Annotated in this window: 21 protein-coding genes; all 21 read left to right on the plus strand. The window is 37.9% G+C overall.

What is annotated here, in order from left to right; all coding sequences use genetic code 11:
- Nucleotides 1–11: 11 nt before the first annotated feature.
- Complete coding sequence (locus tag MKY88_RS05490) at nucleotides 12–2,090, plus strand: chemotaxis protein CheA (protein WP_340813143.1); 2,079 nt, start codon at nucleotides 12–14, stop codon at nucleotides 2,088–2,090.
- 27 nt (nucleotides 2,091–2,117) lie between these two features.
- Nucleotides 2,118–2,564, plus strand: coding sequence for a chemotaxis protein CheW (locus tag MKY88_RS05495; protein ID WP_008180734.1), 447 nt, complete (start codon nucleotides 2,118–2,120; stop codon nucleotides 2,562–2,564).
- Nucleotides 2,565–2,573: 9 nt separating this feature from the next.
- Complete coding sequence (locus MKY88_RS05500) at nucleotides 2,574–3,206, plus strand: chemotaxis protein CheC (protein ID WP_012293284.1); 633 nt, start codon at nucleotides 2,574–2,576, stop codon at nucleotides 3,204–3,206.
- The gene (locus tag MKY88_RS05505) at nucleotides 3,206–3,712 is read left to right on the plus strand and encodes a chemotaxis protein CheD (RefSeq protein WP_008180730.1); all 507 of its coding nucleotides are present in this window, start codon (nucleotides 3,206–3,208) and stop codon (nucleotides 3,710–3,712) included. The genes MKY88_RS05500 and MKY88_RS05505 overlap by 1 nt, the downstream gene beginning before the upstream one ends.
- A gap of 38 nt (nucleotides 3,713–3,750) precedes the next feature.
- Nucleotides 3,751–4,083: a hypothetical protein gene (locus MKY88_RS05510; RefSeq protein ID WP_232540462.1), complete on the plus strand. Its 333-nt coding sequence runs from the start codon at nucleotides 3,751–3,753 to the stop codon at nucleotides 4,081–4,083.
- Between the two features lie 429 nt (nucleotides 4,084–4,512).
- Nucleotides 4,513–4,911 (plus strand): nucleoside deaminase, encoded by a 399-nt coding sequence (locus MKY88_RS05515; protein ID WP_193831181.1) that lies wholly within the window; start codon nucleotides 4,513–4,515, stop codon nucleotides 4,909–4,911.
- A gap of 14 nt (nucleotides 4,912–4,925) precedes the next feature.
- Nucleotides 4,926–6,149: an amidohydrolase gene (locus MKY88_RS05520; protein WP_193831182.1), complete on the plus strand. Its 1,224-nt coding sequence runs from the start codon at nucleotides 4,926–4,928 to the stop codon at nucleotides 6,147–6,149.
- 28 nt (nucleotides 6,150–6,177) lie between these two features.
- Entirely contained in the window at nucleotides 6,178–7,398 is a 1,221-nt protein-coding gene (locus MKY88_RS05525) for an amidohydrolase (RefSeq protein ID WP_340813146.1), read from the plus strand.
- A 579-nt stretch (nucleotides 7,399–7,977) separates the two neighbouring features.
- Complete coding sequence (locus MKY88_RS05530; protein WP_008180720.1) at nucleotides 7,978–8,748, plus strand: FliA/WhiG family RNA polymerase sigma factor; 771 nt, start codon at nucleotides 7,978–7,980, stop codon at nucleotides 8,746–8,748.
- Between the two features lie 23 nt (nucleotides 8,749–8,771).
- Entirely contained in the window at nucleotides 8,772–9,080 is a 309-nt protein-coding gene (locus tag MKY88_RS05535; protein ID WP_069480363.1) for an RNA polymerase subunit sigma, read from the plus strand.
- 9 nt (nucleotides 9,081–9,089) lie between these two features.
- Entirely contained in the window at nucleotides 9,090–9,665 is a 576-nt protein-coding gene (locus MKY88_RS05540; protein ID WP_340813148.1) for a hypothetical protein, read from the plus strand.
- A gap of 156 nt (nucleotides 9,666–9,821) precedes the next feature.
- Nucleotides 9,822–10,541 (plus strand): 30S ribosomal protein S2, encoded by a 720-nt coding sequence (rpsB, locus tag MKY88_RS05545; RefSeq protein ID WP_004269262.1) that lies wholly within the window; start codon nucleotides 9,822–9,824, stop codon nucleotides 10,539–10,541.
- Nucleotides 10,542–10,643: 102 nt separating this feature from the next.
- On the plus strand, nucleotides 10,644–11,531 hold the full coding sequence (tsf, locus tag MKY88_RS05550; RefSeq protein WP_069480365.1) for a translation elongation factor Ts: 888 nt from the start codon (nucleotides 10,644–10,646) through the stop codon (nucleotides 11,529–11,531).
- Nucleotides 11,532–11,747: 216 nt separating this feature from the next.
- Nucleotides 11,748–12,473, plus strand: coding sequence for a UMP kinase (gene pyrH / locus MKY88_RS05555; protein ID WP_069480366.1), 726 nt, complete (start codon nucleotides 11,748–11,750; stop codon nucleotides 12,471–12,473).
- On the plus strand, nucleotides 12,473–13,030 hold the full coding sequence (gene frr, locus MKY88_RS05560) for a ribosome recycling factor (protein ID WP_008181402.1): 558 nt from the start codon (nucleotides 12,473–12,475) through the stop codon (nucleotides 13,028–13,030). The genes pyrH and frr overlap by 1 nt, the downstream gene beginning before the upstream one ends.
- Before the next feature lie 315 nt (nucleotides 13,031–13,345).
- Nucleotides 13,346–14,140, plus strand: a complete 795-nt coding sequence (locus MKY88_RS05565) for an isoprenyl transferase (protein WP_008181400.1) — start codon at nucleotides 13,346–13,348, stop codon at nucleotides 14,138–14,140.
- Nucleotides 14,137–14,937 (plus strand): phosphatidate cytidylyltransferase, encoded by an 801-nt coding sequence (locus tag MKY88_RS05570; RefSeq protein WP_193831185.1) that lies wholly within the window; start codon nucleotides 14,137–14,139, stop codon nucleotides 14,935–14,937. The genes MKY88_RS05565 and MKY88_RS05570 overlap by 4 nt, the downstream gene beginning before the upstream one ends.
- Nucleotides 14,938–14,999: 62 nt before the next feature.
- A complete protein-coding gene (gene dxr / locus MKY88_RS05575; RefSeq protein WP_193831186.1) occupies nucleotides 15,000–16,145 on the plus strand; it encodes a 1-deoxy-D-xylulose-5-phosphate reductoisomerase in 1,146 nt (381 codons plus the stop codon).
- A 46-nt stretch (nucleotides 16,146–16,191) separates the two neighbouring features.
- Nucleotides 16,192–17,454 carry an RIP metalloprotease RseP gene (gene rseP, locus MKY88_RS05580; RefSeq protein ID WP_193831187.1) on the plus strand — a complete coding sequence of 421 codons (1,263 nt, stop codon included), beginning with the start codon at nucleotides 16,192–16,194 and terminating at the stop codon, nucleotides 17,452–17,454.
- A 148-nt stretch (nucleotides 17,455–17,602) separates the two neighbouring features.
- Nucleotides 17,603–19,309, plus strand: coding sequence for a proline--tRNA ligase (locus MKY88_RS05585; protein ID WP_193831188.1), 1,707 nt, complete (start codon nucleotides 17,603–17,605; stop codon nucleotides 19,307–19,309).
- A 273-nt stretch (nucleotides 19,310–19,582) separates the two neighbouring features.
- The gene (locus MKY88_RS05590; protein ID WP_139133716.1) at nucleotides 19,583–23,914 is read left to right on the plus strand and encodes a PolC-type DNA polymerase III; all 4,332 of its coding nucleotides are present in this window, start codon (nucleotides 19,583–19,585) and stop codon (nucleotides 23,912–23,914) included.
- Nucleotides 23,915–24,248 lie beyond the last annotated feature (334 nt).

Below are 24,248 nucleotides of genomic sequence, written 5' to 3' on the forward strand. Positions count from 1 at the left end.
GGTGTCCTCTTATGGAAGTCAATCAATATTTAGAGATGTTTATCGAAGAAAGTAAAGAGCATTTACAAGCATGTAGTGAACATTTATTAGAATTAGAAAAAAATCCAGATGATTTGGCAATTGTTGGGGAAATATTCCGATCTGCCCATACTTTAAAAGGTATGTCTGCCACAATGGGTTTTGAAGATTTAGCTGATTTAACACATAAAATGGAAAATGTTTTAGATGCAATTCGTAATGAAAAAATCCATGTAACACCAGAAATTTTAGATGTGGTCTTTGAATCTGTTGACCATTTGGAAGAAATGGTCATGGATATTGCGAATGGTGGAGATGGGAAGCGTGATGTGTCAGCAACAGTTGCTCAACTTAAGCGCATAGAATTAGGTGAGGAAGCAGTACCAGAGGTGGCTGCAACCGTTGCAGGACCAGCAGCCGTGGAAAGTGTTTTAGAATATGATAGCTTTGAACAAACAGTTATCGCACAATCATCTGAACAAGGTTTCCATGCATATGAAATTTCAATAAAATTACGAGAAGATTGCCTTTTAAAGGCTGCACGTGTATTTATGGTCTTCGAGATTTTAGAAAAAGACGGAGAAGTTATTAAATCGAGCCCATCTGTTGAAAAGCTAGAAGACGAACAATTTGATCAACAGTTTTATGTAGCCTTTGTGACAAAGGAATCAGCAGAAGATATGCAGAAAAAGATCATGAAAGTTTCTGAGATTGAAGAAGTTGTTGTAACAACAATTGACCAAAAGAAATTTAGTGAAAGAGAATATAAATCACAACAAGAAGTAGCTGCAACTGCAACTGCATCGGCTGTAGCGGAAGTAGAATCTACACCTGCTACTGTACCTTCTAAACCTGAACCAGCCGCACAGTCTGCAAAAACAGCCACACCAGCAAAGGCTGAAAAAAATCACGCACCTGTTGGGAATAAAACGATTCGTGTCAATATTGAACGTCTTGATATTTTAATGAACTTGTTTGAAGAACTTGTTATTGACCGTGGACGATTACAATCTATAGCCACAGAAGTAAACCATGGTGAGCTAAACGAAACTGTGGAGCGAATGAGCCGTGTAATGGGTGACCTGCAAACAATTATTTTAACAATGCGCATGGTGCCAGTTGAAACAGTGTTCAACCGCTTCCCAAAAATGATTCGTCAGCTATCACGAGATTTAAATAAAAAAATTAATCTTGAAATCATTGGTGCTGAAACAGAACTAGATCGAACAGTTATCGATGAAATTGGTGATCCACTTGTTCACTTAATCCGAAATTCTGTGGACCATGGCATTGAGAATCCAACATCTCGTCGTGCAAAAGGCAAGCCAGAAGAAGGAACGGTTGTCCTACGTGCTTACCATAGTGGAAACTATGTCTTTATTGAAATTGAAGACGATGGTGCAGGAATTAATCGTGATAAAGTACTAGCGAAAGCTATTGCAAAAGGCATTGTGACACAAGAACAGTCTTATTCAATGTCTGATAATCAAATCAATGAGCTAATTTTAGCCTCAGGCTTCTCGACTGCAGATGTCATTTCGGATGTATCTGGCCGTGGAGTAGGATTAGATGTTGTTAAAACAACGATTGAATCACTTGGTGGTAATATTTCAATTGAATCCACACAAGATGTTGGTTCCATCTTTTCTATCCAACTACCACTAACATTATCGATTATTTCTGTCATGCTTGTGGAAATTGAAAAAGAAATTTATGCAATTCCATTATCATCTATTATTGAAACATCTATTATCCGTTCATCGGAGATTATGAATGCGCATAATCAAAAAGTAATCGACTTCCGTGGCAAGGTGGTACCATTGGTATTCTTAGAGGAAATCTTTGAAGTACCTCGTACAGAGCCACAAGATGAAGAATTCCATTCAGTAGTGATTGTTCGTAAAGGTGAAAAACTTGCTGGTTTAGTGGTGGATTCCTTCATTGGACAACAAGAAATTGTCTTGAAGTCTTTAGGAAATTACTTAACAAATATTTTTGCTATTTCAGGTGCAACTATTTTAGGAAATGGTAAAGTAGCCTTAATTGTAGATTGTAACGCATTAATAAAATAAGGTGAATGAATAAGAGAGGTGTAAAAGATGACAAACGCAGTGGAACAAGAAAGTATTAAAGTAATTGTATTTCAATTAGCGAATAAAGAATATGCTATTCCCGTATCCCATGTTCAAGGTATAGAAAAGCTAATGCATATTACGCGCGTACCGAAAACGGCGAAGTATGTAAAAGGTGTTATCAATCTTCGTGGTGTCGTAACGCCGATTGTAGATTTACGTGAACGCTTTGAATTACCTATTTCAGAACATGAGGAAACAACTCGCATTATCATTATCTCACTAGAAGATATGGAAGTAGGCTTTGTTGTTGATTCAGCAAACGATGTAATTGATATTCCTGCAAGTGCGATTGAACCACAACCAGAAGTTGTTGGCTCACTAGAGGAAGAATTTATTTCAGGTGTTGCTAAAGTAGAAAAACGATTATTAATCTTATTGCATTTAGAAAAAGTATTAAATCCACTAAAGTAGGGATCGATCATGACATTTAATCAAAAGATTACCTCGCTACATTTAGATGTATTAAAGGAAATTGGCAATATTGGTGCTGCGCATGCCGCGACAGCACTTTCCAATTTACTTGGGAAAAAAATTGATATGCGTGTCCCAAAGGTAGAAATGGTGTCCTTTAACGATATGATGGAATTGGCTGGCGGATCAGAAAATGTCGTTGTTGGTATTTACCTTCGCATTGAAGGTGATGCAGAAGGAAGTATGTTCTTTATACTACCTATTGAACAGGCAAACCGTTTTATCCGTCGTCTCATTCATGATGAAACATTTGATTTTAAAAAACGACCTGTTTCTGAACTGGGATTATCTGCTATGCAAGAAATGGGAAATATTTTATCAGGTTCTTATTTATCTGCCTTATCGGACTTTACCAATTTGAAAATTTATCCAACTGTACCAGGGCTAAGCGTTGATATGTTTGGTGCAATTATAAGTATTGGTTTAATAGAATTATCACATGTAAGTGATAATGTCATTGTTATAAATACATCCATTTTTGAAGAAGGTGTAGAAGACCATGAAACAGTGAGAGGTCATTTCTTCCTATTACCAGATCCTGACTCATTTGATGCTATTTTTAAAGCATTAGGGGTTTCCTAATGATGCTAAGCAGTAGTAGTGGGCAAGTGGTTAAAGTAGGAATTGCACAAATGGATGTAGTAAAGCTACCTAACACGATTCGAACTTCTGGTCTGGGTTCTTGTGTTGGCGTTATTTTATATGATGAGTCAAAAAAAATTGCTGGTTTAATCCATGTGATGTTACCAGATTCAAGCTTGGGAAGATCTGAGTCAATCAATGTGGCGAAATTTGCAGATTCTGGAATAGCAGCAATGATTGATCTATTAAAATTAGAGGGCGTTCAAAAGTTTAAACTAAAGGCAAAAATTGCTGGGGGCGCACAGATGTTTCAATTTACTTCGGACAAAGATTCGATGCGCATCGGTCCTCGTAATGTAGAAGCTGTCAAAAATGAATTGAAAAGGCATGGAATTCCTTTAGTAGCCGAGGATACTGGTGGAAACAGTGGTAGAACGATAGAATTTAATCCTGCCACATCGTCATTACATATTCGAACAGTTAACCAAGGAGTGAGCGAAATCTAATGTTTGGTTCCATATTTTATAATCTATGGGGAGCATTAATGGCTTTTACTATTTATTTTTTTAGTACATTTCTAAAGCCTTACACGCCCCTTCGAATCATTATCGGATCTTTTGTTACAGCAATCATTGTTTTCCTTGTAATGTATATTGTACGTTTTTTAATAGCATACATTTTGTATACGCCAGAGGTAGATGAGGAAGCAGTTGAAGGTGAACTAGCAGAAAATGAACAAACTACTCCTGAAGGCACGAATCAAGAAGCAGCTTCGGCTCATTCAACCGTTGAATTTCAAGATGAGAACTCAGAGGAGATTGCACAAGTGGTTCGGACGATGATGAATCGAGAAGAAGAGCAACAAGTGAATGCTTAAAACAGAGAGTCGCTAGGAGCGGCTCTTTTTTATTTGGCCATTCAAGAAACTTTATTATAGGGAAAACTTAAGTGAAATTTACTTTTTTTATATTATTCATATAGTATTCTTCGTGTTAGCATATTTGTATAAAGGAAAAGTAATGAAGGGACATTATTATATGAAATTGCAGCGGGAATCCTAGATTCATTATTTATGTCTCATAGAACTGATTTAAAAGACTGAATATTCTGCTTATGATATGGTGATTCCTAAAACACTAAGTCTATAGGATCGTAATGATCGTTGAAATAGCCTATTAGAGTAAAAGTTAGTATAGTCACAACTCCGGAAACGTTGGTTAAAAAGGATTTGGCTACTGGTCATCATTCATATCATTTTACAGGTATTAAAGTGATATATATCTGCTTTTACTAGGAGGAATAGAATATGAATCAACATGAATTTATGAGAAAAGCGCTTGATTTAGCAAATGAAAATGCACTCTCACAAAACGGTGCGCCATTTGGTGCGATTGTAGTAAAAAATGGGCAAATTATTGGTTCGGGTGTTAATGAGGTTGCCAAAACAAATGATTTGACGAATCACGCAGAAATTCAAGCGATTCGCCAAGCTTGCCATACTTTTCAAACAACTAATCTCGAAGGCTGTGAAATGTATGCAAGTACAGAACCTTGTCCGATGTGTTTAAGTGCCATCTATTATGCCAAATTAACAACAGTCTATTATTTTCATGCTAGTAATACTAGCCAAGACTATGTCTATCATCAACTGTCCTTACCACATATAGAGAGGAACATTCAGATGGTTCAGCTTGAAGAAAAATAAAGGAGGTTCAAATAATGAAACCATTAACATATTGGCTCATTAACGTACGACTAGAAACAGGTTTTCATTACAATCATACTACTGTAATTGGAACACAAACCGAGCTTTTTAATATACAAATCGAAAAGGGAAAAATACAGCAAATTAAACGTGGAAATCAACCACTAGAGACGGATTTACCTCAATTAGATGCACAAGGCTACCTCATGTTACCATCTTTTAGGGATATGCATATCCATCTTGATAAAACATATTTTGGTGGCCCATGGAAGGCACCTACCATTCCAACAGAGGGTCTTATAACTAGATTAAAAGAGGAAGAATTACTCCTCCCTAGTTTATTACCTGTGACAGAGGAAAGAGCAAAAAAACTAATAGACCTATTATTAAATGCAGGTTCCACACATATTCGTACACATTGTAATATTGACCCATTTATCGGTTTGAAAAATTTGGAAGCGATCTTAAGAGCAAAAGAGGCTTACAAAGATAAAGTTGCTATGGAGATTGTAGCATTCCCACAGCAGGGGTTATTACGTAGTGATTCGGTTTCTTTAGTAAGAGAAGCATTACGTAACGGGGCATCTCTTGTAGGAGGTGTTGATCCAGCAACAATCGATGAAAATATTGAGAAATCATTACAAACCGTGATGGAATTAGCGGTAGAAGCAAATGTAGATGTAGATCTTCATATTCATGATCCTGGCCATCTCGGCATTTTTACGTTTAAACGACTAGCAGCGTTAACAGAAGCAGCAGGTTGGCAAGGAAGAGTGACTATTAGTCATGCCATGGCTCTTGCAGATATTCCTACTAGTGAAGCGAGTGAAGTAGCAGAATTACTTGCGCATCTTGGCATAGCTATTACTTCTACTGTGCCAATTAAGCGCACTATCCCTATTCCTCTCTTAGATCATAAAGGGGTAAACATATCTCTTGGCGATGATAGTATTACCGACCATTGGTCACCATTCGGCCAAGGGGATAGTCTAGAAAAAGCAGGAACACTTGCAGAACGATTTGGTTTAAGTGATGAGCGTTCACTTGGTCAAAGCCTAAAATACATTACAGGCGGTATTACACCTCTAAATAAGGAAGGTCATCAAATATGGCCGAATGTCGGAGATGAAGCAAATATAGTTTTTGTTGAAGCAACTTGTTCGGCAGAAGCAGTGGCTAGAAGGGCGAAAAGAGTGGCAGTGCTCTTTAAAGGAAAAATAGTTTCTGGTGAACTTTAAAATTGAAAATAGAAAGGATTTATTTAAAATGCATGCTACTTTTTGGTTAACCAATGTACGACTTGAAACAGGCTATCATGTTGAAAATGGTATGGTTGCACAGACAAGAACGGCTTGCTCACATCTCCTCATTAAGGATGGGAAAATTGCAGATATTGTTTCAGCAGAAATGCAATTGAATGATCATTTCCCTAAAAAAGATATGAAGCAACTATTAGCGCTACCATCTTTCATTGAAAAACATTGTCATTTGGATAAAACACTTTTAGGTGATCAGTGGCGTGCTGTCACACCAGTGAACAATATTTTTGAACGTCTGGAAATAGAAAAAAAGGTACTTCCTACCTTACATACCACAACACAACAACGTGCGGAAGAGTTGCTTACACATTATGTACAGTCTGGCGTTACCCATGTTCGTACTCATGTAGATTTGTATCCCGAGGTGGGCTTAAAAAATTTGGAGGAAGTTCAAAAGGCTTTACAAACTTTTGAAGGAAAGTTGTCATATGAAATCGTAGCCTTTCCGCAGCACGGACTGTTGCAAACGATAGCGACAAATATAATAAGAGAGGCCCTTCGTATGGGCGTAGGCTTAGTAGGTGGTGTTGATCCAGCTACTGTGGATGGAGATATTGAGGCATCCTTACAACAAATGGTGGAACTTGCTGTGGAGGGGAATGCTGGGATTGATTTGCATTTACATGATCCAGATCAATTAGGTACCTTTACAATGAAAAGATTAGCCCAACTAACGAAGGAGGCTGGTCTGCAAGATAAGGTGGCGATAAGCCATGCATTCGGACTAGGGGATGTTTCGCGAGCTGAAGCAGAGGAAATGGCTGACATATTAAATGATGCAGGGATTACGATAGTGACTAGTGTACCCATTCGTAGAAAATTTCCTCCAGTTGGATTATTACATGGCAAAGGGGTACCCGTTGCAATTGGTTGCGATAATATTTTTGATGTTTGGTCTCCATTTGGAAACGGAGATCTTTTAGAAAGAGCCGGTCGTTTAGCTAATAGTTCTGGGTGGAGAGATGAATATTCATTAGCGCAAACTTTGCAATTTATTACAGGTGGGAAAACACCGCTTGATCAAGTAGGTGAACAAATCTGGCCAAAGGTTGGAGATAGTGCCAATATAGTTTTAGTGGATGCTTCTTGCGCTGCTGAAGCAATCGCCCGCAAAGCTCAACGTAAGGCAACCATCTTTAATGGTAATATCGTTTCTAGTTTGATTTAAAGCAATATTTTCGAAAGGGTGGTACTATTTCGCTTCGGTCAAATAGCCATCTTTTTTATGCTAAAAAGGTTGAGAAATTGAGGCAAGATTCGAAACAGTATCATTTAGTTCGATAGTAGATGATTAAAAAATTTCTGTGGACAAATGGTGAGAACGCTACTTTGTTGGGGGTATTTATACCTAGCGACCTTGGTGAAGAAAGAGCAAAAGCACGCTAAATGAGATTCATAACTCCTACAAAAAGAACTAACAAAATTAAAAAGTAAAAGCTTAATAATTTAGACATATTTTTAAACTGTATCCTAGGTTAATGTATAGCTAGGGTACAGTTTTAATTTGTTTGTACAAAATGAAGAGAGACTAACAGAAACAAATGAAATTATAGTCGATTTTTGTTATAATAGTAGGAAAGATGGCAATGATTTATCCATTTTTTTACTCTGTTGGGTTACAGTAAGAGTTCCCCAGATATAGATTTTAAAAAAATTATGGAGAAATCCTTATGAAAGAATAGTTTTATGAGCGCAAGTAGTCAGTAGCAAACGGGCGCGTAAAGGCGTTTTTAGAGAGGTGGATTTCATGACACAACCAATTCTGAACGATGAGCAAAAACTGTGGAATCGCTGGATACATGAGCGTGATCCAGATGCTGGTGATTTACTCATAAAAAAATATATTTCTTTAGTATCTTATCATGTTCAACGTATTAGTGCGGGATTACCAAAAAGTGTATCGCGAGATGATTTAACGAGCTTAGGTATGATAGGACTTTTTGATGCATTAAATAAATTTGATATTAATAGAGATTTGAAATTCGATACATATGCTTCATTTAGAGTAAGGGGAGCCATTATAGATGGGCTTCGAAAGGAAGACTGGCTACCACGCTCAGCGCGAGAAAAAGCCAAAAAATTAGATGCTCAGATTGAGCAATTAGAGCAAAAATATATGCGTCATGTGACACCTGAGGAACTTGCGAAGCATATGGAAGTACCCGTGGAGGATGTTTATCAGACAGTACAAGAGCATTTTTTTTCCAATGTTCTTTCCATTAATGAACAACAAGACCAAGAAGAGGTAGATGGAAAGTCGTTTGTCATTCGAGATGATACGACAAAAACTCCTGAACAGTCGGTGGTTAAATCTGAATTACTAGATGATTTAGCAGAAAATATTCAGAAGCTAAATGAAAAGGAACAGTTGGTTCTAAGTTTATTTTACACGGAGGAACTGACGTTGACTGAAATAGGTGAAATGCTTGAATTATCGACATCACGTATTTCTCAAATCCATTCCAAAGCGCTTTTAAAGTTACGTAAATTATTATCTAGCGAAATGATGAATGCGTAAATATCCTTGAGGGAGAGATTCCGATGAGTTTAAAAGGGGTTGAATTGCAAATTGCGATTCCTAAAACATTTGAAGCTGGGAAAATAGCTGATCAAGTACAGCAACAAGCTTTAGCTCAACAAGCACATGCCAATGAAGCGTTAAAAAAGGAAATAGAGCGCAAGCAAAAAATAGTAAATACATCAGAAGGTATGGATGAAATAAGTGAGGATGAAGATGCAGGTGGCGAATACTTAACGGATACTTACAAAAAGAAGAAAAAGCAACAAGATCAACAAGAAAAACAGGCACAACATCCGTTTAAAGGCAATTTCGTGGATTTTAGTGGATAGGAGTTTACAATGACAACCATACTAATAGCGGTACTATTCTTTTTACAGCTACTTACATTTTACTTCCTTATTATTTTAAATACTAAGTTAGCAAAATTTAAGGATTTAGAAAAGAAGCAAGAACGCTTAATGAGTGAAATGGACGATACCATTAGTGTCTATTTAACCGAAATGAAAGATGAAAACGACCGTCTTATTAAGGAGCTACAAAATGTCTCACCATCAGACATAGCAGCGACTAGTGTTCAACAAACCGTAAGCAATGAGTCACAGCAAGATCAGGTTTCTTCGCCCACAGAGCAAGTGCTGAAAAATGACAGTCCATTAAGTTTAGATAAAGATACTCGTATCTATGTACCTAAAAATATTGTAGCCAATGCTTACTCGCGTCAGCAACAGACAACGGCGACAGTAGCACCCTCACCAACGCCTTTAAATGTAGAGCAAAAGGAACAGGTTAACGAGCTTACAATAGAGCAACAGGCATTAAATTTAGCAAAGCAGGGTAAATCAACAGAAGAAATAGCGAAACAGCTGCAAAAGGGAAAAACAGAAATCGAGCTTTTACTGAAATTTCATCACTAAATTGTTGCTAACCAGGAAAAGCTATGATATAGTTGCAAATGGTGTTATTACTACACACGCATTTTGATGTAGTAAGTGGTGCTCTAAGATTAGGGTAGCTTGTTGCAGAAGATAAATGCGGAGGATAAAAACCAAACATACTAGGAGGAAATTCACATGTCAGTAATTTCTATGAAACAATTACTTGAAGCTGGTGTACATTTCGGTCACCAAACTCGTCGTTGGAACCCAAAAATGAAGAAATATATCTTCGTAGAACGTAACGGGATCTACATCATCGACTTACAAAAAACTGTTAAAAAATTAGAGGAAGCTTATGACTTCATGCGTCAAGTTGGTCAAGACGGTGGTAAAGTTCTTTTCGTTGGTACGAAAAAACAAGCACAAGAAGCGATCAAAGATGAAGCTGAACGTTCAGGCAACTACTACATCAACCAACGTTGGTTAGGTGGTACTCTTACTAACTTCGGTACAATTCAAAAACGTGTTGCACGTATGAAACAAATCGAAAAAATGGAAGAAGAAGGTACTTTCGAAGTTCTTCCTAAAAAAGAAGTAATCCAACTTAAAAAAGAACACGAGCGTCTAATCAAATTCTTAGGCGGTATCCGTGATATGCACGATCTTCCAGACGTAATGTTCGTGGTTGACCCACGTAAAGAACGTATTGCGGTTGCTGAAGCTCGTAAATTAAACATCCCTCTAGTAGGTATTGTTGATACAAACTGTGATCCAGATGAAATCGACTACGTAATCCCTGCTAATGATGATGCTATTCGCGCTGTTAAACTTTTAACTGCTAAAATGGCTGACGCTTTAATCGAGTCAAAACAAGGTGAAGAAGAAGCTCCAGCTGTAGAAGCTGCTGCTGAGTAATTCACGTTTACAAAAAGGTGATAAGTGGCTCAAAACCCTTATCACCTTTTTTAGAACCTATCATTAAAACTATGTTCAAACAATTTGAGGAGGAAACACTAAATGGCAAACATTACTGCACAATTAGTAAAAGAATTACGCGAAAAAACTGGCGCTGGTATGATGGATTGTAAAAAAGCGTTAGTACAAACTGATGGTGATCTAGAAGCTGCAATCGATTTCCTACGTGAAAAAGGTCTTTCTTCAGCTGCTAAAAAAGCTGACCGTATCGCTGCAGAAGGTACAACTTACATTTTAGAACAAGGTAACGAAGCAATCATCCTTGAAGTTAACGCTGAAACTGACTTCGTTGCAAAAAACGACAAATTCCAAGTATTAGTTTCATCTTTAGCAGAGCAATTACTTACTGCTAAACCAGCATCTGTTGAAGCTGCTCTAGAGCTTACAAATGCTGATGGTGTGAAAATTGAAGATCAAATTTCTACAGCTGTTGCAACAATTGGTGAAAAAATCACACTTCGTCGTTTTGAAATCAAAACAAAAACTGATGCAGATTCATTCGGCGCTTACTTACACATGGGCGGCCGCATTGGAGTATTAGTAACTTTAGAAGGTTCTACTGATGCATCAGCAGCGAAAGATGTTGCAATGCACATTGCTGCAATCAACCCAACTTATGTTTCTCGCGATGAAGTTTCGGCTGAAGAAGTTGAACGTGAGCGTAAAGTATTAACTGAGCAAGCTCTTAACGAAGGTAAACCAGAAAACATCGTTGCTAAAATGGTTGAAGGTCGTCTTGGTAAATATTTCGAAGATGTTTGCCTACTTGATCAATCATTCGTTAAAAACTCTGATCAAAAAGTACGTGATTTCGTAGCTTCTACTGGTGGTTCAGTAAACGGCTTTGTACGTTATGCTGTTGGTGAAGGTATCGAAAAACGTGAAGATAACTTTGCAGAAGAAGTAATGAGCCAAGTTAAAGGTAACTAATTTAGCGGGCATTTGATCCTAATCAAATAATATCTAGATTTTCTAGACAAAAAAATGGGGAACACAACATAGCGTGTTCCCTATTTTTCCGAAATGAACGAAAATAGCAATAGAATTTTCTATTCTGCCTTATTCACAACTAGCAATTATTGTTAGATATACTATAATGGAAAAGGGAATAGAGATTTTTTAAATAAAGTCTTACGGAGGTTTACAATGAGTGTACCGCAATATAAACGAGTAGTTATTAAACTAAGTGGTGAAGCGTTAGCTGGAGAAGCGGGCTTCGGTTTATCACCAAAAATAATCAAGTCTGTTGCAGAAGAAGTAAAAGAAGTAGTGGATCTTGATGTAGAAGTTGCTGTTGTTGTAGGTGGCGGTAATATATGGCGTGGAAAAATAGGTAGTGAAATGGGGATGGATCGTGCTGCAGCTGACTATATGGGCATGCTTGCAACAGTAATGAACTCCTTAGCTTTACAAGATGCTCTTGAAAAATTAGGCATTGAAACACGTGTTCAATCTTCTATCGTGATGACTCAAGTAGCGGAGCCATACATTCGTCGTAAAGCAGTTAGACATCTTGAGAAAAAGCGTGTCGTTATCTTTGCAGCAGGGACAGGTAATCCGTTCTTCTCAACTGATACGACAGCGGCATTACGTGCAGCAGAAATTGATGCAGATGCGATTTTAATGGCTAAAAACAATGTTGACGGCGTTTATTCAGCAGATCCAAAAGTGGATCAAACTGCCGTTAAATATGATACACTCACATACTTAGACGTTATCCAACAAGGCTTACAAGTAATGGATTCAACAGCTTCTACCCTATGTATGGATAACGATATTCCACTAATTGTTTTCTCAATTACGGAACCAGGCAACATTAAACGTGCTGTACTAGGCGAAAAAATCGGAACAGTTGTTAGGAGGAATGCATAATGGCAAAACAAGTATTAGAACAAGCAAAAGATAAAATGAACAAAACAATTGCAGCTTTCACACGTGAACTATCTTCAATTCGTGCAGGTCGTGCTAACGCATCATTATTAGATCGTATTATGGTTGATTATTATGGAGCTCCAACACCAATCAATCAACTTGCGGGTGTTTCTGTACCAGAAGCTCGCTTATTAGTGATTACACCTTACGATAAAACAATTTTAGGTGAAATTGAAAAAGCAATTATGAAATCTGATATCGGTATTACACCAACAAATGATGGCTCTATCATTCGCTTAATGATTCCTGCTCTTACTGAAGAGCGTCGTAAAGATTTAGTGAAGCAAGTGAAAAAAGAAGCAGAAGACGCAAAAATTGCTGTACGTAATGTACGTCGTGATGCGAATGATGATTTGAAAAAACTTGAAAAAGCTGGCGAAATCACAGAAGACGATCTACGTGGCTATGGTGATGATATTCAAAAATTAACAGATGAATTTATTGTCAAAGTTGATCAAGTAACGAAGGATAAAGAAAAAGAAATTTTAGAGGTGTAAAACAAACGTTTTATATGTCTATGATGGAACTTTTTGATGAGATGAAGGCGTCCTATACTTTACAGGACGTCTTTTCTCTTTACCGTTCGAATATGAGCTGAATCATAGAGAAAAGCATAGATGAAATATACAATGATATGCATCACATAAATATTGATTAATTTTTTAACAAACTTATTCTTTAAAAATGTGTATAGTTCTAAAATACGCTAGTACATACATAGTCAATTTAGAGGGGAAAAAAAAGACAAAAAGCGCTTTTGTTTGTTATGATAGGTTAGTATACGTCCGATTAGTTGTAGTGGGGGAGTTAGCATGTTTAAAAAGCTATTAGGTAAACAAATAAATATGGATACACTATCATTGGAGGAGCGTGTGGCCCTAACTAAAAGCGAGCCGATTCCTGCCCATGTAGCGATTATTATGGACGGAAATGGACGTTGGGCAAAAAAACGAGCTATGCCACGTGTTGCTGGTCATCATGAAGGAATGAAGACAGTACGTAAGGTCACGAGATTTGCGTCAGATTTAGGCATAAAGGTATTAACCGTATATGCATTTTCCACTGAAAACTGGAAACGCCCAAAACCCGAAGTAGATTTTCTGATGCGGCTACCAGTCGAGTTTTTAGGTTCCTTTTTACCCGAGATGATGGAACGTAATGTACGTGTCGAAATGATTGGAGATCCATCTTTATTACCTGCCCATACACAAAAAGCGTTGTATGAGGCAATGGAAGAAACGAAGCATAATACAGGCCTTATTTTAAATTTTGCGCTGAATTATGGAAGTCGTTCTGAGATGGTTAATGCCATGAAAATGATGCTTCAAAAAGTGCAGGACGGTCAATTAACAATGCAAGACCTAACAGAAGAATGCTTAACGTCTCATTTAATGACGGCCCATTTGCCTGAACCGGATTTATTAATTCGTACAAGTGGTGAAGTACGCTTAAGTAACTTTATGCTTTGGCAGCTTGCCTATACAGAATTTTGGTTTACAGATACATTGTGGCCAGATTTTAGTGAGGAAACCTTACTGGAAGCGGTGGAAAACTATCAAAAGCGTAATCGCCGTTATGGTGGGTTGAAGGGAGAAGAAACAACTTGAAACAACGAATTATTACCGCAATAATTGCAGCAGCACTTTTCATTCCATTTGTTATTTATGGAAAAGTACCATTTGCCATACTTGTGCTAGCAATGGCTGTTGTCGGTTTTTATGAAATATTAAAGATGAAAGGTATTTCGATTTTTTCTGTGCCTGGCTTCTTAGGGCTGGTCACTTTAATCTTACTTGTAATACCAAAGGACTGGAGTGAAAAGGTTGTAGAATTAATAGGCTATTCGTCTAATCTAATGGTAGTCTATGGTCTAATGATGTTACTCCTTATTTACGTGGTTTTAGTTAAAAATAAAATAACTTTTGATGAAGTTGGTTTTATTTTATTAGGTGCATTTTATGTGGGCTTAGGGTTCCATTACCTAATTGAAACAAGGAATGTAGGCTTAGAGTACGTTGTCTATTGTTTATTAGTCGTTTGGACAACGGATTCAGGTGCTTATTTTGTCGGAAGAAAATTTGGTAAGAATAAGTTATGGCCTGAAATCTCACCTAAGAAAACGATTGAAGGCTTCATCGGTGGAATTGTCATTGCCGTCATTTTCGCTGTCTGTATGCAACTCATTTACCCATTCGAAGATGGTTATATATCACTTGTAGTCGTAACAATTTTCGCCTCCATTATTGGTCAGATGGGCGACTTAGTAGAATCTGCTATTAAGCGTCATTTTGATGTAAAGGATTCAGGTAATATTTTACCAGGGCATGGCGGGATATTAGATCGTTTCGATAGTCTATTGTTCGTCGTGCCTTTGCTTCATTTTTTACATTTGTTTGGTAATTAATCCGAACTTTTAAGGACATCTATTCATACATTTGCTTAGATAGAAAAAGGGGACAATGTGTTGTGAAAAAGATTAGTTTATTAGGTGCAACTGGTTCAATCGGTTGGCAAACCTACGATATTTTAAAAGAACAACGTGAAGCTTTTCAATTAGTAGCTTTCTCTTCAGGGAAAAATATAGAGAAAACGCGAGAGATGATTGATAACTTAAAGCCCGAATTGGTTTCTGTGCAGCTAGAAGAAGATGCGCTGCTGCTTGCTAAGGAGTATCCGACAATTCACTTTACATTTGGCGCAAAAGGCTTAGTGGAGGTTGCTACACATCCAGATTCGACGATTCTTGTCAATGCAGTGCTCGGAAGTGTTGGGCTGGAATCTACTTTAGCAGCCATTCGAATGGGAAAAACAATTGCTATTGCTAATAAAGAAACACTTGTGACAGCCGGGCATTTAGTGATGGCTGAAGCGAAAAAATATAACGCAACTATTCTGCCTGTTGATAGTGAGCATTCAGCTATCTTCCAATCGATGAATGGTGAAGACCCAAAAAATATTGAACGTTTAATTATTACTGCTTCAGGTGGCAGCTTCCGTGATAAAACAAGGGACCAATTAAAACATGTGACTGTCGCTGACGCACTGAATCACCCGAATTGGTCTATGGGCGCAAAGATTACAATAGATTCTGCAACAATGATGAATAAAGGTTTAGAAGTGATTGAAGCGCATGTTTTATTTGATATGCCATATAAAAAAATTGATGTACTTTTGCATAGAGAAAGTATTATTCACTCTCTAGTTGAGTATCATGATACTAGTGTGATTGCTCAATTAGGTACACCAGATATGCGCGTTCCTATCCAATATGCTTTAAGTTATCCTGATCGAATCCCGTTACATAATGGTCAGCGACTGAATTTAGCGCAAATTGGTCAGTTACATTTTCAAGAAATGGACTTTGAACGTTATCCAGCATTGCGATTAGCATATGAGGCTGGCCGTACTGGTGGTACCATTTTAACAGCAATGAATGCAGCGAACGAAGCAGCAGTTGCAGCTTTTTTACAAGGGAAAATAACATTTCTTCAAATCGATGAGACGATTGAACGTGTGATGCAAGCACACCAAAACATTGCAATACCAGATTTACAAACGATTTTACAGGTGGACAGTGAAACAAGAAAAATAGTGTTAGACATGGTAAAATAACGAGAGCAATGTATCGTTAACTAATCGCTTTTAAAGGTGGGGTATTATGCAAACAGCCATTGCATTTATTTTAATATTTGGTTTGCTCGTCTTCTTCCATGAACTTGGACACTTCTTATTCGCCAAACGAGCAGGTATTCTAGTACGTGAATTTGCCATTGGAATGGGACCCAAAATTTATGGGAGAACACATGGAGAAACAATGTACACTGTTCGTTTATTGCCTATCGGGGGATATGTACGAATGGCTGGCGAAGATATGGATGGCACTGAATTACAGCCAGGATATCGAATAGGGCTTGTTGTCAATGAAGATAATGTTGTTAAAAAAATCATTTTCAATCAAAATAATAAGCAATTACCAGATTTATTATTTTTAGAAGTTGAACGTGCTGATTTAGAAAAAGATTTGTTTGTAGAGGGCTATGATGAAGAAGAACAATTAGTTCGTTATCAAGTAGCGAGAGATTGTGTCCTTGTGGAAAATGGACGAGAGCTTGTCATTGCACCTCATGATCGTCAATTTAATTCTAAAACGGTTGGCCAACGAGCGATGACTATTTTTGCAGGTCCATTTTTTAACTTTATTCTCGCTTTCGTGATTTATTTAGTTATTGGATTAATTCACGGAGTTCCAACATATGAGCCAGTTATCTCGGAAGTAGTAGAAAATAATCCAGCTGCGGAGGCTGGGATGCTTGCCGGTGATAGAGTTACAGCCATTGATGGACAAGCTGTTGAAAAGTGGCAGGATTTAGCTGCAATTATTCAGGATCATCCAAACGAAGAGATTATGGTGACCGTAGATCGAGATGGACAATCTATCAACTTAAATATGACTGTGAAGGAAGTCCAACAGGATGGAGAAAAGTATGGTCAAATTGGTGTGCTTTACGATAGCCCGAGAGAATTTAATCCACTAAAGGCTGTTGTCTATGGGGCACAAGAAACCTATAATATGACTGTTAAAATATTTGAGCTTCTAGGTATGCTGATTACTGGTAAGTTTACAATAGACGCGTTATCTGGTCCTGTAGGTATTTATAAAGCAACAGAGCAAGTAGCTCAGTATGGTATTATGAACTTAATGAATTGGGCTGCAATGTTAAGTATAAATCTAGGAATTATGAACTTACTTCCATTACCTGCTTTAGATGGTGGTCGCTTATTATTCTTTGGTTTTGAAGCTTTACGTGGAAAACCAATTGACCGTCAAAAAGAAGGAATTGTTCATTTTGTAGGAATCGTTCTACTAATGATTTTAATGGTAGTTGTCACATGGAATGATATACAGAGATTTTTCTTTTAATCAATGACTAGCAAATTCTAACTTTACAATTAAAAGGAATTTTATTTATAGCTTTGGGCGCAATTTCTACGAAACATTGCGCTCAAAGCTAAATTTGTTTATGCTATTGAGAGTATAAACTTATCTATTAAAAAAGGTGGAACACTGAATGAAGCAAAGTAAAACATTTATCCCAACATTACGTGAAGTACCTGCTGATGCTGAGGTAAAGTCACATAAGCAATTACTACGTGCAGGGTTTATTCGTCAAAATACAAGTGGGGTATACTCGTATTTACCGCTTGCAAAACGTGTGTTATCAAAAATTGAAACAATTATTCGAGAAGAGATGGAGGCCATCAATTCGATTGAGCTGTTAATGCCATCTCTACAATCTGCTGAGCTTTGGCAAGAGTCAGGTCGATGGGAAAAATACGGTCCAGAATTAATGCGCTTGAAAGACCGTCATGACCGTGATTTTGCATTGGGGCCAACACATGAAGAAGTAATTACAACATTAGTGCGTGATGAAATTAAATCATATAAAAAATTACCGTTAACACTTTATCAAATTCAAACGAAATTCCGTGATGAAAAACGTCCTCGCTTTGGTTTACTACGAGGAAGAGAATTTATTATGAAGGATGCATATTCCTTCCATGCATCTCGTGAAAGCTTAGATGAAACCTATGATGATATGTACCGTGCTTATTCTAATATTTTCTCACGTCTTGGCTTAAACTATCGCGCTGTTATCGCTGATGCAGGTTCTATCGGCGGAAAAGGTACACATGAGTTCATGGTACTTTCTGAAATTGGAGAAGATACAATTGCCTATTCAGATACATCTGACTATGCAGCAAATATTGAAATGGCTGAAGTCATTGCAGATTACCAGACATCGGATGAAGCATTAAAAGAAGTTGAAAAAGTAGCGACACCAGATCAAAAAACAATTGAGGAAGTTTCAGCATTCCTACAAGTAAAATCTGCCAATGTTATAAAGTCTCTTGTCTTTGATGTAGATGGAGAGCTCGTAGTTGTTCTTGCGCGTGGAGATCATGAAATTAATGATATTAAATTGAAAAATGCTCTTGAAGCAGGTTCTGTAGAGCTTGCAAGTGAAGCAGCGATTCGTGAGCTATTAGGCTGTGGTGTTGGTTCAATTGGGCCAGTGAAGTTACCTGTAGATGTAAAAGTAGTGGCTGATCATGCGATTAAATCTATTCATAATGGTATTGCAGGTGCGAATGAGGATGGATTCCATTTAGTAAATGTTAATCCTGAGCGTGACTTTGCTGTGAATGACTACTTAGATATTCGTTTTATTCAAGAGGGAGATCCTTCTCCAGATGGACAAGGTACTATTAAATTCGCGGAAGGCATCGAGGTTGGTCATATTTTCAAACTAGGTACTACATATTCTGCTAAAATGAATGGTACTTTTTTAGACGAGCAAGGGAAATCCCAACCATTTATTATGGGTTGCTATGGTATTGGTGTTTCTCGTATTCTAGCTGCGGTAGCTGAGCATTTCCAAGATGAAAATGGCTTTACATGGCCAACGCAATTAGCTCCGTACGATATCCATGTTGTTCCTGTAAATACTAAAGATGAAGCGCAAGTATCGTTAGCAGATGAGCTTTACGGCTTATTAAAATCATATCGCTATGATGTACTACTAGATGACCGAGCTGAGCGTGCTGGCGTTAAATTTGCGGATGCTGATTTAATTGGTTTACCTGTTCGCGTAACAGTTGGTAAAAAAGCAACAGAAGGTATTGTGGAAGTGAAATTCCGACAAACTGGAGAAACATTTGAATGGAAAAAAGAAGAAGTGATTGACCGCTTAAATGAATTTTTCCGTAAAAATTAATAACCTGTCATGATTGGTTTTAAATGGAAGTGAATACTTCTAATAGAGGCTTTCATGTAATTTTGATAAAATAGGAATAAATAAATTCGCGACAATTCTGCGGGACGGTGAGCCAAGCATAGAAAAACAGATAGTCTAGACTCTCTGTTAAGCTTGAAGAGCGCCCGCAGTGAGGGAGCGAATTTTTTTCTGGCATTCTTGTCCTATGTTGAAGATGAATAAGAATATGAGGCTTAAACAGACTGCCTCCTCCTGAAAGTAGGTGTCGATAGATTGGAACAGCAACAAGAGGCAAGAACGAGATTTCGAATGCTTTTGCAGCAATTAGAGTTAACAGATGATGTGTACATGTCATTTTTTGAAGAAGGTGAGTTATCACGGCTAACGGTCCATAAAAAAGATAGACTATGGCATTTTACTATTCAATTACGTGATATACTGCCATTTCCGCTTTACCAGCTTTTCCGTACCCATTTAACAGATAAATTCTCAGCAATCGCACAAGTTTATACAACCATTGAGACACAAGAGAAAAGTGTGACAGAGGAACTTGTCCAAGCTTATTGGCTAAATGTTGTTGAGCAAATTGATGAGATGGCACCAACATTGAAAAATTGCCTTATCTCACAAGTTCCGATGTGGAATGGTCAGAAAATAACATTAGCCTGTATGCAGGAAATGGAATTCATGATGTTAAAAACGAAGTATGCCGACAAGCTAGCAGAAAGCTATTGTCAATTCGGTTTTCCAAAAATGGCGATAGACTTTGTGCTTCAAGAACAAACGGAAGAAATGATTGCTGCTCAGGAAGCGTTTATGGAACAAAAGCGTATGGAAGAAGCAGCTTTATCTCAGCAAGCGATGCAGGATTTCCAAAAACGAGAACAAGAGAAGAAGGACAATCCAGCTATTGCGAACCTCGGTGATCGTCCATTCCAGCTTGGTATGCTTATTAAAGACGATGAAATAATGGAAATTAAACGCATTGTTGAAGAGGAACGCCGTGTGATTGTTGAGGGCTTTGTCTTTGATACGGAAATTAAAGTACTGAAAAGTGGACGTTCTTTATTACAAATTAAGATTACTGACTATACGGACTCTATCATCGTCAAAATGTTCTCACGTGATAATGACGATGCCGAATTGATGCAGCATCTAAAAAAGGGAATGTGGGTTAAAGTTCGAGGCTCCGTCCAAACAGACACATTTATTCGTGATTTAATCGTCATGGCAAATGATATTAATGAAATAAAAAAAGAAACACGTCAGGATCTGGCACCAGAGGGTGAAAAGCGAGTAGAGCTACATTTGCATACACCAATGAGCCAAATGGACGCTGTGACGCCTGTTGATCGTCTAGTTGCGCAGGCAGCAAAATGGGGTCATCCAGCAGTAGCTATTACAGATCATGCTGTTGTACAATCCTTCCCTGAAGCATATGCAGCAGGGAAAAAACATGGCATTAAAGTAATTTATGGCTTGGAGGCTAATTTAGTTGATGATGGTGTGCCTATAGCTTATGCACCAGAGCACCGCTTATTAGAAGAAGCCACTTATGTTGTCTTTGACGTGGAAACGACCGGGTTATCAACTGCTTACGATACAATTATTGAACTGGCGGCAGTAAAAATTAAAGATGGACAAGTCATCGATAAATATGAAAGCTTTGCAAACCCGCATCATCCGCTTTCAGCAACGACCATTGAATTAACAGGTATTACGGATGATATGGTTCGTCATGCACCAGAAGTAGAGCAAGTTATAAAAGAGTTTCATGCATTTATTGGTGATGGGATTGTTGTTGCTCATAATGCGTCATTTGATATTGGTTTCTTATATACGGGCTATAAAAAATTCGGTCTTGAAGGAACAACACATCCAGTCATCGATACATTAGAGCTAGCTAGATTGCTGTACCCAACAATGAAAAATCACCGTTTAAATACACTTTGTAAAAAATTCAATATTGAATTAACACAACATCACCGAGCGATATACGATACAGAGGCGACTGGCTATTTACTATTACAATTATTAAAAGATGCCGATGAATTAGTCATTAAATACCATGATGATTTTAATAAGCATATTGGTGGAGGGGACGCCTATAAAAAAGGGCGACCAATGCATTGTACTATTTTAGCTGTTGATAATGCGGGCTTAAAGAATTTATTTAAAATTGTTTCACATGCTCATACAAAGACATTCTATCGAGTTCCTCGTGTGACAAGAGCTGTTCTAGAGCAATATCGAGAAGGTTTACTAGTCGGTTCTGGTTGTAGTAATGGTGAATTATTTGAAACGATGATGAATAAATCACCTGAGGAAGCCGAACAAGTGGCTAAATTCTATGATTATATTGAGGTACAACCGAAAGCGGTATATGCACCATTAATTGAACGTAATGTCGTGCGTGATGAATGGACATTAGAGGATATCATTCGAAAGCTTGTTAAGTTAGGGAAGAAGCTCGATAAACCAGTTGTGGCAACAGGAAATGTTCACTATTTAGATCCGACAGATGCTATGTTTAGACAAATACTCGTTGGCTCTCAGGGTGGTGCAAACATCTTAAATCGATCCAAGCTACCTGAGGTGCATTTTAGAACAACAGATGAAATGCTAAAAGAATTTGATTTCTTAGGACCAGATCTGGCTAAAGAAGTTGTTGTGACGAATGCACAAAAAGTCGCTGATAGCATTGGGGATGTTAAGCCAATTAAGGATGACTTATATACGCCAAAAATTGAAGGCTCTGATGATGAAGTAACCAATTTAACGTATGAAATGGCTCATCGTATTTACGGTGAGGAGCTACCCGAAATTGTAAAAGCTCGAATTGAAAAAGAACTAAAATCTATATTAGGACATGGTTTTGGTGTAATTTATTTAATTTCGGCCAAGCTGGTGAAGAAATCTTTAGCTGATGGTTATTTAGTAGGTTCTCGTGGTTCCGTTGGTTCCTCATTAGTCGCAACCTTTATGGAAATTACGGAGGTTAACCCACTACCTCCGCATTATGTTTGTCCAAATTGTAAGCATTCCGAGTTTTTTGACGATGGTTCGGTTAGCTCAGGCTTTGACTTACCCAATAAAGACTGTTCAGAATGTGGAACACCTTATAAAAAAGATGGACAAGATATCCCATTTGAAACCTTCCTTGGCTTTAAAGGAGATAAGGTACCCGATATCGATTTAAACTTTTCTGGTGAATACCAGCCTAAAGCACATAATTATACAAAGGTATTATTTGGTGAGGATTATGTGTACCGTGCCGGAACAATCGGTACGGTGGCGGAGAAAACAGCATATGGTTATGTCAAAGGCTATGCGAATGATCACAATCTACATTTCCGCGGAGCTGAGGTGGATCGTTTAGTGCAAGGATGTACGGGGGTTAAGCGAACTACCGGACAACACCCTGGAGGAATTATCGTAGTACCTGATTATATGGATATTTTTGATTTCTCTCCAGTACAGTTCCCTGCTGATGCTCAGGATGCAGAATGGCGCACAACCCATTTCGACTTCCACTCGATTCATGACAATATTTTGAAGCTAGATATACTTGGACACGATGATCCGACGGTTATTAGAATGCTACAGGATTTATCAGGAATAGATCCGAAAACGATACCTACTGATGATCCTGTCGTGATGCAAATTTTTAGTTCACCTGAAACGTTAGGTGTCACAGAAAAGCAAATTGGCTGTAAGACGGGAACATTAGGTATTCCAGAATTTGGTACTCGCTTCGTACGGCAAATGTTAGAGGATACAAAGCCTTCTACATTCTCAGAGCTTGTGCAAATTTCCGGATTATCTCATGGGACAGACGTATGGTTGGGTAACGCACAAGAATTAATTCATAACGGGACATGTGTCCTGAAAGAAGTAATTGGTTGTCGTGACGATATTATGGTGTATTTAATTTACCAAGGTCTAGAGCCATCGTTAGCATTTAAAATCATGGAGTCTGTACGTAAAGGGAAAGGCTTATCAGAGGAATTTGAAGCAGAGATGCTCGCCAATAAAGTACCAGGCTGGTATATCGAGTCATGTAAAAAGATAAAATATATGTTCCCGAAAGCCCATGCTGCCGCATACGTGTTAATGGCGGTCCGTATTGCTTGGTTTAAGGTCCATTTCCCAATCCTGTACTATGCAGCATATTTCACAGTTCGGGCAGATGATTTTGATTTAATTGCTATGGTTCAAGGTTCACAAATGATTCGTGCACGTATTGACGAAATCAATTTAAAAGGTCTAGATGCCTCTACAAAAGAGAAAAACTTATTAACAGTAATGGAGCTAGCACTAGAAATGTGTGAGCGAGGCATGAGTTTCCAAAAAGTTGACTTGTATCGTTCGCAGGCAAGCGAATTTGTCATTGAAGGCAATACATTAATCCCACCTTTTGATGCTATCCCAGGACTTGGTACGAACGTGGCTAAAACAATAGTAGCTGCTCGAGAAGATGGGGAGTTTTTATCGAAGGAGGATTTACAGCAACGCGGCCGTGTTTCGAAAACACTGATTGAATACATGGATCAGCTGGGCTGTTTAGAGGGCATGCCTGATGCCAATCAGCTATCACTCTTTTAAGAATGAATGAGCTGCTGATTCATTCAAAGTTTAACCTGCAAAATCATGGTGATTTCAAAATCCTGTCACAATATGGTTATCCTTAATGAAGGAAATTTGCATTATACCAAGAACTATGCTATTCTAATGGTAATAATTTGTTGATATTTTTCCAGCAAAAGAGTGGGGCTTACCCGCTCTTTTCTGTTGTTATACCGTAGCAAACAAATTTTGACTAACAGCAGGTAAGACCGTAAAATTTCACCAAAGTAACTGGTGGAATTTCTGTTTTATTATGGTTCATTACACTACCAATACTGTAATGAATGATTAACACGCTAGCATAGATACAGGA

Origin of the sequence: Lysinibacillus sp. FSL R7-0073, from assembly GCF_038009065.1 — a bacterium.
GTDB lineage: Bacteria > Bacillota > Bacilli > Bacillales_A > Planococcaceae > Lysinibacillus > Lysinibacillus fusiformis.

What these genes read in the sequence shown, in the direction of transcription:
- MKY88_RS05490 (WP_340813143.1), top strand. Translation starts at nt 12, where the DNA reads ATGGAAGTCAATCAATATTTAGAGATGTTTATCGAAGAAAGTAAAGAG.
- MKY88_RS05495 (WP_008180734.1), top strand. Translation starts at nt 2,118, where the DNA reads ATGACAAACGCAGTGGAACAAGAAAGTATTAAAGTAATTGTATTTCAA.
- MKY88_RS05500 (WP_012293284.1), top strand. Translation starts at nt 2,574, where the DNA reads ATGACATTTAATCAAAAGATTACCTCGCTACATTTAGATGTATTAAAG.
- MKY88_RS05505 (WP_008180730.1), top strand. Translation starts at nt 3,206, where the DNA reads ATGATGCTAAGCAGTAGTAGTGGGCAAGTGGTTAAAGTAGGAATTGCA.
- MKY88_RS05510 (WP_232540462.1), top strand. Translation starts at nt 3,751, where the DNA reads ATGGCTTTTACTATTTATTTTTTTAGTACATTTCTAAAGCCTTACACG.
- MKY88_RS05515 (WP_193831181.1), top strand. Translation starts at nt 4,513, where the DNA reads ATGAATCAACATGAATTTATGAGAAAAGCGCTTGATTTAGCAAATGAA.
- MKY88_RS05520 (WP_193831182.1), top strand. Translation starts at nt 4,926, where the DNA reads ATGAAACCATTAACATATTGGCTCATTAACGTACGACTAGAAACAGGT.
- MKY88_RS05525 (WP_340813146.1), top strand. Translation starts at nt 6,178, where the DNA reads ATGCATGCTACTTTTTGGTTAACCAATGTACGACTTGAAACAGGCTAT.
- MKY88_RS05530 (WP_008180720.1), top strand. Translation starts at nt 7,978, where the DNA reads ATGACACAACCAATTCTGAACGATGAGCAAAAACTGTGGAATCGCTGG.
- MKY88_RS05535 (WP_069480363.1), top strand. Translation starts at nt 8,772, where the DNA reads ATGAGTTTAAAAGGGGTTGAATTGCAAATTGCGATTCCTAAAACATTT.
- MKY88_RS05540 (WP_340813148.1), top strand. Translation starts at nt 9,090, where the DNA reads ATGACAACCATACTAATAGCGGTACTATTCTTTTTACAGCTACTTACA.
- rpsB (WP_004269262.1), top strand. Translation starts at nt 9,822, where the DNA reads ATGTCAGTAATTTCTATGAAACAATTACTTGAAGCTGGTGTACATTTC.
- tsf (WP_069480365.1), top strand. Translation starts at nt 10,644, where the DNA reads ATGGCAAACATTACTGCACAATTAGTAAAAGAATTACGCGAAAAAACT.
- pyrH (WP_069480366.1), top strand. Translation starts at nt 11,748, where the DNA reads ATGAGTGTACCGCAATATAAACGAGTAGTTATTAAACTAAGTGGTGAA.
- frr (WP_008181402.1), top strand. Translation starts at nt 12,473, where the DNA reads ATGGCAAAACAAGTATTAGAACAAGCAAAAGATAAAATGAACAAAACA.
- MKY88_RS05565 (WP_008181400.1), top strand. Translation starts at nt 13,346, where the DNA reads ATGTTTAAAAAGCTATTAGGTAAACAAATAAATATGGATACACTATCA.
- rseP (WP_193831187.1), top strand. Translation starts at nt 16,192, where the DNA reads ATGCAAACAGCCATTGCATTTATTTTAATATTTGGTTTGCTCGTCTTC.
- MKY88_RS05585 (WP_193831188.1), top strand. Translation starts at nt 17,603, where the DNA reads ATGAAGCAAAGTAAAACATTTATCCCAACATTACGTGAAGTACCTGCT.